Consider the following 12,438-nt stretch of genomic DNA (forward strand, 5'->3'; position numbering starts at 1 on the left):
CGCTCTTTAAAAGCTAAGATCAGATAAATCACGGACTTTTAAGGAAGAGTACTATGAAACATCTACCTGTTGCCGGTAAGGCTATTACTCTGCTGTTCGCAGCAGCATTCCTGGCAGCTTGTTCCGGCAATTCGAAGGAACAGGAAGAAGCGGCTGCCGCCGCTGCAGCCGCCGCCGAAGCAGCGCGCGTTGCCGAGCAGCAAGCGATTGCCGCCCAGCAAGCAGAACAGCAACGTTTCCGCGATGCCGCTATCGCTGCCGGTAGTGTTTTCTTCTTCGACTACGACAGTTACACCCTCAAGCCCGAGGCTCTCGCAGCTCTGGATGCGCACATCTCCTACCTGGCTAGCAATAACGATACTGTTCGCCTGGAAGGTCACACCGATGAGCGCGGCACGCGTGAGTACAACATGGCCCTCGGTGAGCGTCGTGCCAATGCCGTGCGCGACTACATGGTCGTAAATGGCGTATCGGGTACTCGCATCGAAACTGTCAGCTACGGTGAAGAACGCCCCAACGCTTATGGTTCCGGTGAAGCAAACTGGTCCCAGAACCGGCGCGTAGAACTGAAGTAATCTCGCGATGACAGGCATGAGCAAATGGCTTGTTGCAGGCGGGCTGGTTATTGTGACCAGCCCGTTCTGCTATGTGGCGCAGGCACAGGACTATGTGGACGTTGAAGCCGAGCGACAGGGGCGCGAAAGCGCGCCGCAGACGGCTCCGACGGTGACTCCTGCCGCGGCCGACCCTTACGCCAGCCCGGCAAGCAGTGATCCTTATAGCGTGCAGCCAGCGCAATCTTACCCTGCCACCAGCTACGGTATGAGCAGTGCTCCGGCGGGTGCAGCGGTAGCCGCTCCGACTGCCCAGCCAGCTGCGGCGAGTGCCGGGCAGGGCAATGTCGGCAATCTTTTCCTGCAGGTTCAGCAGTTGCAGCAGGAAGTCATGCGCCTCAATGGCATGGTCGAGGAGCAGGCAAACGAACTGCGAATCCTCAAGGCTCAGAGTCTTGAGCGCTATGTTGATCTCGACAAGCGGCTCAACGCTGGTGGGGCCAGCGGCGGATCTTCTACCGGTACCGGCGGCTCTCAGGTAGTGCCCGCTCCTGGCGCTGGTGGTTCGATTGGTAGCAGCAGCTCCACAGAGATTCCCGGTGAAGCGGACGCCTACAAATCGGCTTACGCCCAGGTTCGGAGCCAGCAGTTTGATTCTGCGGTGACGGCTTTCAATGATTTCTTGCGCAAGTATCCTGACGGTAAGTATGCACCCAACGCCCACTACTGGCTGGGCGAGCTCTATCTGGTTGTGCAGCCGCGTGACCTGGAAGGGTCGCGCCAGGCGTTTACCTTGCTGCTCGATCAGTACCCGAGTAACGGCAAGGCGCCGGACGCCATGTACAAGTTGGGCAAGGTCTACTTCGAGAAGGGTAATCGCGAGCGCGCCCGGGAGTATATGGACCAGGTGATCAGCCAATACGGCAACACCAGCAGTTCCGCGGTCAAGCTGGCCCGGGACTTTATCTCCCAGAACTACTGAGATTCAGCGCGCCTGTGGGCGCGCCATTCCTATGTCCGACCTATCTTTCCAATCTGCTGACGCGACTCTCAACGACGGGAAGACGCTGCGTATTACCGAAATGTTCTACTCGCTGCAGGGCGAGACGCGCACTGTGGGCTTACCGACGGTCTTTGTGCGCCTGACCGGATGTCCGTTGCGTTGCGTCTATTGCGATACTGAATACGCTTTTAGTGGCGGTGAGATATTTTCGCTGGACCAGGTGGTCGATCAGGTGGCTGGCTGGAAGCCGTCCTATGTCACCGTCACGGGTGGTGAGCCTCTGGCCCAGCCCAATTGCCTGCCGCTGTTGAGCCGGTTGTGCGACGCCGGTTATGAGGTGTCGCTGGAAACCGGCGGTGCAATGAGCCTTGAAGGGGTGGACGAGCGTGTGGTCACAATACTCGATCTGAAGACGCCTGACTCGGGAGAGGTGGCTCGCAACGACTACGCCAATATTCCGCTGCTCAAGCCGCAGGATCAGGTGAAGTTTGTGATATGCGGTCGGGCTGACTACGAGTGGATGCGTTTCAAGCTCGAGGAGTACCAGTTGGTGGGGCGGGTCGATGAAATCCTGCTGTCACCGAGTCACGGCCAGTTGTCGGGTCGGGAGTTGGCCCAGTGGATACTCGACGACCATTTGCCGGTGCGTCTGCAGCTTCAACTGCACAAGATTTTGTGGGACGACGAACCGGGGCATTGATGTAATGAGCACTGAAAAGCGCGCAGTGATTCTTGTTAGCGGCGGCCTGGATTCCACCACGGTGCTGGCCATGGCTCGGGCCCAGGGCTATGCCTGTTATACGCTGAGCTTCGATTACGGCCAGCGCCACAGGGCTGAACTACTTGCAGCTGAGCGAGTGTCCGCTGTTCTGGGCGATGTCGAGCATAAGGTCGTCAAGCTGAACCTCGATTCCATCGGTGGTTCAGCCCTCACGGACACAGATCTCGCTGTGCCCGAGGAGGAGACAGAGGGCATTCCGATTACCTATGTTCCTGCCCGCAACACGGTCTTTATGTCGATTGCCCTGGGTTGGGCTGAGGTTCTCGGTGCCCAGGATATCTTCATTGGCGTCAATGCGGTGGATTACTCCGGCTATCCTGATTGCCGGCCTGAATATATTGCCGCTTTTGAGACAATGGCCAATCTTGCCACCAGGGCCGGTGTCGAGGGCCAGAAACTGAGCATTCATACACCGCTGATGGATATGGGCAAGGGCGACATCATCGCCGCCGGCGTGGCGCTGGGGGTGGATTACGAGCTCACAGTGTCGTGCTATCAGGCTGATGAAGACGGCCGGGCCTGTGGTAAATGCGACAGCTGTCGTCTGCGCCGCCAGGGCTTTGAAGATGCTGAGGTGAGGGACCCTACACGCTATTTTTGATAGGCCAGCCAGAGGGAAAATTTTTTCTGCAAACGCTTGTCTTTTGTCTCTAAATCATTACTATACGCACCTCTCTGAAGGCGCTACCCAGTTTGGCACCTGCAGATTAGGGCCGTTAGCTCAGTTGGTAGAGCAGTTGGCTTTTAACCAATTGGTCGCTGGTTCGAGCCCAGCACGGCCCACCAATTAAGAAAGAAGCTCACCCTCGCGGGTGGGCTTTTTTTTTGTCTGGGCGTGGTTAGGGCTTAATCGTCATACTCCAGTGAGCGCTGCCCAGCCCCCTTTGGTGTCCCCCGCTGTTCCAGGCCATCCTGGCCGGAATCGGGCGAGGCCGTATTCAGTGACTCGGGAAGTCGCTTCAGGCCCAGTGCGCCCCAACGATGTACCGCCATCTCGCCCGTAAGGTCGCTGACGTCGACGACTTCCACGAGGCCAAACGATGGCTGTAGCGCTGCGCCCTGGCCCGCGTTCTTGTCCCACTCCGAGAAACTGGAGCCAATCAGCCGACGTTCACGGTCGAAATTTAGCAGCAGGAACTCGCCGCTGACTCTGGCGCTGCCCAGGTCTATGGCAAGAAGATCGACGCCTAGAGGGCCCAGACTGATACCCAGAGAATCTTCTACTATGACCCAGTGCTCCCAGGCCATGACATAGCCACTGCCAGTGGCCGAGACCCGGACTGGCGGTCCCAGTTGGGCCAGTGTGGCCGCTAGGCTGGTGCCCTGGGCGGGCACTGCGCTGCGACTAAGGGGTTCGCCGAGGTCATAACTCCAGCGAGTGCAGCTCGCGAGCAGGAATACCAGCGCGCAAAGGCCCAAGACCCGTGTCACGGGGTGTCCCCGGTGGCGAGGTGTGTAGCGTAATCGCTGAGTTTGTCGTCTGGCCCGAAGAAAAAGATCGCGCGATCGTACTGCGTGTCCAGCTTGAAGCGGTTGTAGACCACGAGCACGAGACCATTGCCCTTGCTTTGTTCGTAAAGGTAGTAGAGCGCGGTTTCATCCCCCAGTGCCACGACTTGAGAGGGCGGGCCCAGGGCAGTCAGCACCTGTTGGCGGGTAGTTTCCCCACGTGCAAAGCTGGCGGCTTCGACGGCTTCCCAGTTGTCCAGCACACCCCGGCGATTGTCATATTGGGCACAGGCGCCCAGCAGGGTGATTGCCAGCCCGAGGGCGCAGAAGCGTATCGTGTTTGTCATGTAGTCCTCTCCTGAGAGGTTGTTGTGAGGTGTCCCGCTCCCATTCTACCCGGTGTGGCCACGCAAGTGCCTAATCTATATACTGTTTCGGTTTTCTTAAAGAATTATGACCTGGCCCCAACGAGGGCCGGGCCGGGTTTCCGCAAATAATGAGTAGCACACAAATCGCCGTGCCCTACAGCGAGTCTCCGCAGAAAATCGTCTGTGTCCTGGGTATGCATCGTTCCGGCACAAGCTGCCTTACCGGCTCCATGCAGGTGGCGGGCCTTGAGTTGGGCGATCACTCCACCTGGAACCCTCATAATCTCAAGGGCAACCGCGAGAACCAACACATCGTCGATATCAATGATGCGGTGCTCGAAGCCAATGGCGCGGCGTGGGACTCTCCTGCTGAATCGGTAATTTGGCCTGAGGCCCAATTGGACGCAGCCAGGGCGCTCTTCAGAGAATACGCACAGTTCGACAAGTTTGGATTCAAGGACCCTCGGACTTTGTTAACAATTGGCGGTTGGCAGTCACTGTTTCCACAGATGCAGTACATCGGTATATTTCGTCATCCTATGGTGGTGGCGCAATCTCTGCACAACCGCAGTGAACTGCCGCTGGAGACGGGGCTCTCGCTCTGGCTGCAATACAATCGACGCCTGCTGCGGGAATACCGCAAGCAGCCGTTCCCTATCCTGTGTTTTGATGAACCCCAGGACATATTTCAAGAGAAGTTGCGCAAGGCGTTGAATGCGCTTGGCCTCACGGCAGGTGAAGATACATTTTACGAGCAGCAACTCAAATCCGCACAGGGGGGTGAAGGCACACCGTTACCCTGGAACATCCGCAGGCTGTACCGCAAACTACAGCGCTTGGCAGAGTGAGGTCCCGATGCTTGGGCACTTAAAAAAAATAATTAATGGAGATATACCCACCGCACCACGTGACGAGGCAAGGCCGCTGGTCAGCTTTATCGTTATTGTGTACGACATGCCGGAGCAGGCGGAACGCACGCTGCAATCCCTGACCCCGCAGTATCAGGAGGGGGTGAGTGAACTCGACTATGAAGTAATCGTCGTGGAGAACAAATCCGACAGCACCCTCAATCCGGATTTCCTGCGCACCCTTCCCGATAATTTTACCTATCACCTGCGCCATGAACGTGAACCCACCCCGGTGAACGCGATCAACCACGGCGCCGGCATCAGTCGCGGCCAGTATGTGTGTGTGATGATCGACGGTGCCCGGATGGTGACGCCGGGGGTTGTGCGCAATGTGTTGCGCGGCCACCGCCTGCACGACAAGGCCGTGGTTACGGTTCCCGGCTACCATATCGGCAGTGAGTTGCAGCAGGACGCGGTAGAACACGGCTATGATATCGAACAGGATCGGCAACTGATCCGCTCGATCGGTTGGCCGCTGGAGGGTTATCGCTTATTCGATATCTCGTGCTTCAGCGGTTCCTGTGCCCCCGGATTCTTCAGACCCAATAGTGAGAGTAACTGCATCAGTATTCCCCGGGACATCTGGGCGGCATTGGGCGGTATGGATATTCGATTTAATATTCGCGGTGGTGGCCTGGTTAATCTGGATCTGTATAAACGAGCCTGTGAGTTTCCCGGTGTGGAGCATGTTGTGTTGTTGGGTGAGGGTACTTTTCACCAGTTCCACGGGGGTGTTACCACCGGTGGCGAGGCGCGTTCGAAGCGCGAGGAGCTTATGACGGAAATCAAGGATCAGTACGAGGACATCCGTGGCGAAGCATACGCCAGCCCGGTTTCCACGCCCGTTTTCCTCGGTGAGCTTCCTGACCAGGCGTTGCGTTTTGTGCAGGCCTCAACAGAGCCTGTGCTGGCGCAAAGGTCTTTGCTCAACGAGCCCGAGCTAAATCTTTCAGTTATCAAAACAGGCTCAGCCAGAGCCTGATCAAGTTAAGCGGTTGTAACTATGTCCACGAATATCTATTTCCCACCCTCGCTGCAGCGTTTTGAACCCAAGCGTATGGTGTTCAGTACCTGGGTAGATCACCTGCCTTTTGCCTACGATCTGATTGAGGCAATTCGCCCAAAGATGACGGTCGAACTTGGTGTTTACAATGGGCTGTCCTTCTTTACCTTCTGCCAATCCTTGATTGAAAATGACATCGAAGGTGTTTGCTACGGTGTTGATTGCTGGGAGGGGGACGTGCATACCGATGCCTATGACGATTCCATTTATCAGGACGTCGCCACACACGCCAGGGATCACTACCGAGGCATCACCTACCTGTTGAAGATGTATTTCAACGAGGCGCTGAACCATTTCGAGGACGAGACGGTCGATCTTCTCCATATTGATGGCTTGCACACCTACGAGGCGGTGCAGGAAGATTTCACCAACTGGTATCCGAAAGTCCGCCCTGGGGGCATCGTCCTGTTTCATGATGTGATGGCCAGGATCAAGGATTTCGGCGCCTGGAGGTATTTCGATGAGTTGCAGCAGTCTCAACCCGAGACGTTCCGCTTTGACCATGGTTTCGGCCTCGGTGTGCTGCGTAAACCCGGCGGTGATCGCACGGCACCCGAACACCCGCTGTTGCAACTGTTGTTCTCGGAAGATGAGGATGAGCGTCGTAAACTCAAGCAACTTTATGTGCACGCTTCCCATTTCCTCGAGGCGAGGCGTCAGGCGAATCGCTTCAAAGCTATGGCCGGCAAAGGCAACAAGAAAGGCGGCCAGGGTAAAACGGAAACCTCAGACCCAGCAGCACAGCAGGCCTGAGTTCCCTGAATTCTTTTTAACCTGATTCCCGTGATCCGCGCTGGATCGACATACGTCCTGCTTGTACTTGCGCTCTTTCTGAGTGCCTGTGACAAGCAGGGCACTGAAGCCCCAACCGCTCCCGATAAGCCCAACATACTTTTCATTCTTGTGGATGATATGGGCTATGGGGATCTGGGGATCAACGGCTCCTCTGCCAGTTTAACGCCAGCGTTAGACCAGTTTGCCCGTCAGGGTATCCGCTATACGCGCAACTACGTCGACAGTACCTGCGCCGCCAGCCGTGCGGGAATACTCACGGGCAGGCCGCCGCTTCAGCTCGGATTTCGCCCGCAGGGGTTTGGTATCAATCCCGGTCTGGAGACACTGCCTGAGCTACTGCGCAGCGCTGGATACTCCACTCATCATTTTGGCAAGTGGCACCTGGGCCATATAGCCGAAGCCAGTTGGCCGTTGGCACAGGGTTTCGACAGTTTTTTCGGTTTTCTTACCCAGTTTCTACTGCGCGGTCCCCATACGGCGCCGGAGTTCTCGATTGGTCGACCGACATATCACAACCCCTGGCTACAGCGAAATGATGAGTTTCCTGAGCCCTATAAAGGTCACCTGTCGAATATTGTTTTGGCCCGGGTACTTGAATTCATTGAGTCAGCCGATGCCCGGACCAGCCCCTGGTTCCTCAACTATTGGACATATCTACCGCATCATCCGTTGCAACCAGGCGCCCGTTTTGCGCAGCGTTTCGAAGATACACCAGCGGGCCGTTACAAGGCGATGTTGGCGCAGATGGATGACAATATTTCGCAAGTGTTGGCGGCTCTCGAGTTGGCGGGCCTGAGTGAGCGGACCCTGGTTATGGTGGTCAGTGACAACGGTGGCACGGCCCGGCATATCGACAGCAACGCCCCGTTTTCGGGCACCAAAATGAGTTTTCAGGAAGGAGGTGTGCGCACCCCGATGCTGGTCCGCTGGCCCGATGGTATTGGGAGCGGCACGGTGGACAGTACGGTTGTCTCTTACCTGGACTACCTTCCCACTCTGGTGACTGCAGCGGGCGGGCAACTGCCTGCAGGATTGCGCGGACGCGACTTGAGGGCACTCGCTGAGGGCAGTGCGCTGGAGCCGCGAGCACTGTATTGGGATGCGGGCACATTCGAGCACTCAGCCTGGTCGATACTCTCTTCAGATGGCCGTTGGCGTGTGCATCGGAACTTTCTCGGTGACCCCGTCTTGAATGATTTCTCCGCCGACCCCTCCGGCACTAAGGATCTCGCCCTCGAAAGGCCCGATGTGCTGGCTGCACAGGTTGAAGCTTTTCAACGCTGGCGCCGCAGTGCCCGGGAACTGCGGCTGGCGTTTGAGATCAATGGTGACAATGGCAGGGGTATTCTGACGGGCGAAGATTTTCAGCGAGCTCCCGGGGCGACGGGCTTTAGTTTCGGCTTAGGGCTGGTGCCCGCCAATGCAGCATCGGATGCGAAACAGGTGATTGTGAGCCAGCCTGGGAAGTGGGAGTTGTGGCAGGAAGATGGACAGATTTTTGTGCGGGCCGCAGGGCTGGAGATCGCCGCTCCAGCCTTGCCTCCCGGCCGATGTTCGTCGATTGTGGTGAGCAGTGAAATTAATTTTAGTTATATAGCGCCGCAGAAGAGCTATGCGATACTCGACCTGTATATAGACGGACAGCTCGCGGGCAGCGCCCGCAAGTCGAAGCCCGTGCCGCCAGAAGGCGGTTTTTCCATCCCTACCTACATAGGCATGAGCGAAGACGGCCAATTACCGTTCCATGGCCGCCTGGGTCGCCCTGTCATCCTCAATGAAAAGCTGGTGTCTGACGAGGTCGCGGACCCGTGGATTCAGAATGGAGTGTCCGGTCTGGCGGCTCGGTTGTGCGACTCGGTGGCGACGGAAGTTATTGAGCCAGGTCAGTGAACGTGCGGGCCAGAAAACGCTAGCATTGGCTCCTGCAACGATATTCCGGGCTGTGTGCCCGCGGTGAGAGAACTATGAGCGAGATTGATACACGAGTACAGCAAGTACTTCAGCAGGCGGCTGAGTTGGCAGTCAGGAATGATTATCGCAGTGCGATGGACTACCTTGCCGAGGCTAACCGCGCCGGTGGCGAAGCAGAGTTGGAGCGCCAGCTATTGAATTACGCGATTGATGGCTTCGCTATGGCCGACCACGGGCAGGTCGCCTGGAATACGCAGCACGACGACAGGTTTGCCGGCGGTCAGGGGCTTCCGGTAATTGAAGCCGCCGATTTGGATGCTGACATGTTGCGCGCCGGAATACTCGGCAGGGGGGGGCTGATAGTCCGTGGTTTGATGGACGAGGCGCAGATTACCGCGACAAGAGCGTGCATTGACCAGGCGTTCGAGGCTCGGAAGGCGATCGCTGAGGGCGAGGGAACCGCAGAACATCAGCGTTCGTTTGCGCGACCTGAGAGTGTGTCTGGTGGCCCCGTCCAGTTTGGCTCACTAGGCAATAATCAATACACCAATTCCGGCTCTGTTTGGGCAGTAGATTCACCACAGGCCGCGTTTTCCATGTTGGAATTCTATCGACGTATCGGCCTGCCGGAGATCCTTCAGGCATACTTTGGTGAGCCTGCCTCATTGTCGGTGAGAAAGTGGGTGCTGCGCTGTGTGCCGCCAAACAATGGTGCCGAATCAGGCTGGCACCAGGACGGGCAGTTCATGGGCGAGGGAATTCGCACGGTCAACCTTTGGGTTGCGCTCACCGACTGTGGTGAGGGAGCAGAGGCACCGGGGATAGATATTGTTGCCGACAATAATCGTGAAATCTATCCGACAGGTACGCACGGCGCGCCTTTTGACTGGACTGTCGGTCAGGGATTTGTCGACGAACTCGGCCAACGCTGCCCTGTGCAGCGGCCACACTTTAAGCCAGGGGATGCTGTGTTTTTTGATCACTACAATCTGCATCGCACCGGCTTCGGCACGGCTGACAAAAACCATCGCTACGCTGTCGAATCCTGGTTTTTTGCTAATTCTGTGGCGCCGGCGAAGCAACAACCACTGCTTTTCTAGCCTCCGCCATCGTTTTTCAGGTGAATCTTGGACGCCTGGGTGGGCAGGTGCCCTAGAAAATGGACGTTCTTGTCGGTCATCAGGGCATCTGTATTGCGAATTTCCAGGTACTGCTGGCGGTACTTGTCGGTCTGCGCTTTGCGCTGATCCATAGAGACGTTTGTTGTAGTGCCTCCATGTAGCTGGTGGAAGCTACCCTCGCCGACGAGTTGAACGGGGGTGGTTCCGGCAGCGTCTGCCGCTCGCTTGTAGAGATCCAGGTTCAGGAAGCCCCCACCGGGCAGGTCAAATTTTTCGTCACAACCCCCCAATTTATCGAACAGCGCGCGGCTGAGAAAGATGCAGTTCGATTCAAACATCTTGTTAAACCAGGTTATGTTCTTCGCGCCGGCGCGAAATGGCGTGCCCACTTCGAAGAGCCGATAGCCGTCTTCAGGCCATTTGATATCTTTCAGCAGAGTGTCTTCGGTGGCTTTGTCATAGCCGCGTGCGATCGAACGATTCTGCTCGTCAGGGCCCATGAAAAAGTAGCGGGTCGCGACCACAGCTTCATCGAATGCGCGGTCGGCAGCCATCGCCAGTTGGAAGACACCCGGCGTCAGCATATGGGCCCCGTCTATCATCAGGCAGATGACGTCGCCGCGTGCTCGCTGTGCGGCGTTGTTGATTGCCGACGCGGGAGAGGGGCTGGCATTTTCAACATATTCGAGGATCACATCAGCGCCGATATCGGGAAATGTCGCAGGGTCGAGCGGTGTGGGTGAGCCGTTGTCGACAACCAGTACTTCATAGTCGAGATCCTGCGAGCCTAGTTGGAAGTTTCTGGCGAGACTTTGCAGTGAGCGCGGTATTTCTCGCGCCATGTCGTAGGCGACCAGAATGACGGACAGTTTCATGCGTTGTGCTTTCCTGGTAGATAACCCAGCGCTTCAACGCGGGCTAATTGTTGTTTGCTGAACGTGCTTTGCCAGTCATTGCTCAGATAGCGGTCAATGGTCGCTGGGCGCCGGATTCCGCTGGACAAGCGGTGAGTCTCTTCAATCGTAGCATCCATCTGCAGGAAGCTGAGCATGCTGGCCACTGTTGCCTGTGGGGCGGTGCAGAGTTCTTCGAAGCGAATGATATGCAATCGGTCTCCCAGGGTCGCTCTGCCAAATTCAAGCACTTTCTCATTCGCGCGTAGCCAGTACTCAAGCGCATCTTCTGGAGACGCCTTCTCGTCGAGGCTTGAAGAGGCTTCGACACCGTAGAGGCTCCCCCACAGTTTGAGCTGTTGCTGGTTGTCGGAATAGGCCATATCCAGCCCGTTGCGCATGATGTGGATATATTGCATTTGAGGGAAAAAGGCGGCCAGCTGCTCCAGCCAGATATGGGTGCCAGGCACTTTCCATCCTGCCCGACCGTCGGAATTACCTTCCTGGTGACGTTTCAGGTGAAGCAACTTTTCCAGGCCATTGAAGGCCTGTCGGTAGCGCAAAGTCAGCGGTATCCCTGCCAGTTCCGGGTTGTTCATAAGCGCGCGCATCGGAGGCCACTCCAATGCGTCATTGGATTGGTTTTTGGGCGTGCTCATGGTGATGCCAGTGTCTGCCAGAATCTGGGCGATCACGCGAGTGCCGCTTCCGCCCACGGCACCAACGGCGATAGGGTCTGGAAGATATTCGGCGATTTCTCCCTGATAGCCGGGTTTGCCGTCGAGAAGGTCCTGGTAGGGTTGAAACATGCTTAGTCGAAATTCTGGAGGAAGGGCAGTCTATCACCGCGGGCCGGTATTCTATAGAGTTAGCGCCTGAGATGGGCGTCGTGAAGTGTAGATTTCGATTCGCCCTGGGCCAATCGCTATGAGAACCAAACTATATGCGACCACCTGTTCGACAATTCGTAGAGCTATGTGAGCAAACTCTCCCTCTGGAAGGCACCATTTATGAATTTGGTGCCTATCAGGTCACCGGTGATCAGGGCGAGGATTTGCGGACGCTGTTTCCCGGGTGTGAATACTATGGCGCCGACATGAGGGAGGGCCCTGGTGTTGATGTGGTGTTGAACCTGCATGACATTGACTTGCCGGACGCATCGGCAAAGACCGTAGTGTGTATGGATACCCTGGAGCATGTTGAATATCCGCGCAAGGCAATGGATGAGATCCACAGAATACTGGCGCCGGGTGGCGTAGCGATTATCAGCTCGGTCTTCGATTTTCCTATCCACGGCTACCCGAATGACTACTGGCGATTCACCCCCGAGGGCTTCCGCTCATTGTTGAAGGCTTTCTCCCATCCGCTGGTCTACAGCTTCGGCAAAAGTGAAGAGTCGCCACAGACGATTACCGGGGTGGGTTTCAAGGATTTCGCCCCTGACACCCAGGCGTTTGAGCAAAAAGCCGAGCAGTGGGAAAAGTGGTGCTCGTCGATAGCCAGGCAGATGCACAGCGATAGCGTCTAGCGGCGCCTACCTCTGTTATGGGCATTGCGGTAGAGTGATCGGCGAATTGAACGAAGATGTTGTG

General features: G+C 56.7%; 14 protein-coding genes and 1 tRNA gene. 11 read left to right on the forward strand and 4 right to left on the reverse strand.

Translation table 11 applies throughout. The features are described from left to right. Positions 1–53 precede the first annotated feature (53 nt). The 5 genes from pal to EY643_RS03335 all read left to right on the forward strand — a co-directional run bounded on the left by pal (position 54) and on the right by EY643_RS03335 (position 3,124). Positions 54–575 (forward strand): peptidoglycan-associated lipoprotein Pal, encoded by a 522-nt coding sequence (pal, locus tag EY643_RS03315; RefSeq protein ID WP_152660864.1) that lies wholly within the window; start codon positions 54–56, stop codon positions 573–575. Positions 576–591: 16 nt separating this feature from the next. Further along, positions 592–1,536, forward strand: a complete 945-nt coding sequence (gene ybgF, locus EY643_RS03320; RefSeq protein ID WP_240732805.1) for a tol-pal system protein YbgF — start codon at positions 592–594, stop codon at positions 1,534–1,536. A 31-nt stretch (positions 1,537–1,567) separates the two neighbouring features. After that, positions 1,568–2,257: a 7-carboxy-7-deazaguanine synthase QueE gene (queE, locus tag EY643_RS03325; RefSeq protein WP_152660866.1), complete on the forward strand. Its 690-nt coding sequence runs from the start codon at positions 1,568–1,570 to the stop codon at positions 2,255–2,257. A 4-nt stretch (positions 2,258–2,261) separates the two neighbouring features. Next, positions 2,262–2,939, forward strand: a complete 678-nt coding sequence (gene queC, locus EY643_RS03330) for a 7-cyano-7-deazaguanine synthase QueC (protein ID WP_152660867.1) — start codon at positions 2,262–2,264, stop codon at positions 2,937–2,939. Positions 2,940–3,048: 109 nt separating this feature from the next. Continuing rightward, positions 3,049–3,124: transfer RNA gene (locus EY643_RS03335), tRNA-Lys, on the forward strand. 60 nt (positions 3,125–3,184) lie between these two features. Here the strand turns inward: EY643_RS03335 and EY643_RS03340 are convergent. Both EY643_RS03340 and EY643_RS03345 read right to left on the reverse strand, forming a co-directional pair. After that, positions 3,185–3,769 (reverse strand): hypothetical protein, encoded by a 585-nt coding sequence (locus tag EY643_RS03340; protein ID WP_152660868.1) that lies wholly within the window; start codon positions 3,767–3,769, stop codon positions 3,185–3,187. Next, positions 3,766–4,134 carry a hypothetical protein gene (locus EY643_RS03345; RefSeq protein WP_152660869.1) on the reverse strand — a complete coding sequence of 123 codons (369 nt, stop codon included), beginning with the start codon at positions 4,132–4,134 and terminating at the stop codon, positions 3,766–3,768. The genes EY643_RS03340 and EY643_RS03345 overlap by 4 nt, the downstream gene beginning before the upstream one ends. Before the next feature lie 149 nt (positions 4,135–4,283). Between EY643_RS03345 and EY643_RS03350 the strand changes: the two genes are divergently transcribed. The 5 genes from EY643_RS03350 (at position 4,284) to EY643_RS03370 (ending at position 9,932) form a co-directional block, all read left to right on the forward strand. Continuing rightward, positions 4,284–5,003 carry a sulfotransferase family protein gene (locus tag EY643_RS03350; RefSeq protein WP_152660870.1) on the forward strand — a complete coding sequence of 240 codons (720 nt, stop codon included), beginning with the start codon at positions 4,284–4,286 and terminating at the stop codon, positions 5,001–5,003. 7 nt (positions 5,004–5,010) lie between these two features. Beyond that, positions 5,011–6,045: a glycosyltransferase family 2 protein gene (locus tag EY643_RS03355; protein WP_152660871.1), complete on the forward strand. Its 1,035-nt coding sequence runs from the start codon at positions 5,011–5,013 to the stop codon at positions 6,043–6,045. Positions 6,046–6,066: 21 nt separating this feature from the next. After that, entirely contained in the window at positions 6,067–6,879 is an 813-nt protein-coding gene (locus EY643_RS03360) for a class I SAM-dependent methyltransferase (protein WP_152660872.1), read from the forward strand. Between the two features lie 30 nt (positions 6,880–6,909). Then, positions 6,910–8,811, forward strand: a complete 1,902-nt coding sequence (locus EY643_RS03365) for a sulfatase-like hydrolase/transferase (RefSeq protein ID WP_152660873.1) — start codon at positions 6,910–6,912, stop codon at positions 8,809–8,811. 74 nt (positions 8,812–8,885) lie between these two features. Continuing rightward, on the forward strand, positions 8,886–9,932 hold the full coding sequence (locus EY643_RS03370) for a phytanoyl-CoA dioxygenase family protein (protein ID WP_152660874.1): 1,047 nt from the start codon (positions 8,886–8,888) through the stop codon (positions 9,930–9,932). Here EY643_RS03370 and EY643_RS03375 read toward each other — a convergent pair. Both EY643_RS03375 and EY643_RS03380 read right to left on the reverse strand, forming a co-directional pair. Further along, positions 9,929–10,828, reverse strand: a complete 900-nt coding sequence (locus EY643_RS03375; RefSeq protein WP_152660875.1) for a glycosyltransferase family 2 protein — start codon at positions 10,826–10,828, stop codon at positions 9,929–9,931. The two genes, EY643_RS03370 and EY643_RS03375, sit on opposite strands and share 4 nt — an antisense overlap. Further along, positions 10,825–11,655 (reverse strand): sulfotransferase family protein, encoded by an 831-nt coding sequence (locus EY643_RS03380; RefSeq protein ID WP_152660876.1) that lies wholly within the window; start codon positions 11,653–11,655, stop codon positions 10,825–10,827. The genes EY643_RS03375 and EY643_RS03380 overlap by 4 nt, the downstream gene beginning before the upstream one ends. Positions 11,656–11,789: 134 nt before the next feature. On the opposite strand from EY643_RS03380, the gene EY643_RS03385 reads away from it, so the two are divergent. Continuing rightward, entirely contained in the window at positions 11,790–12,374 is a 585-nt protein-coding gene (locus tag EY643_RS03385; RefSeq protein WP_152660877.1) for a class I SAM-dependent methyltransferase, read from the forward strand. The last annotated feature ends 64 nt before the right edge of the window (positions 12,375–12,438 follow it).

Source organism: Halioglobus maricola (assembly GCF_009388985.1).
In the GTDB taxonomy this organism is placed as follows: Bacteria; Pseudomonadota; Gammaproteobacteria; order Pseudomonadales; family Halieaceae; genus Halioglobus; species Halioglobus maricola.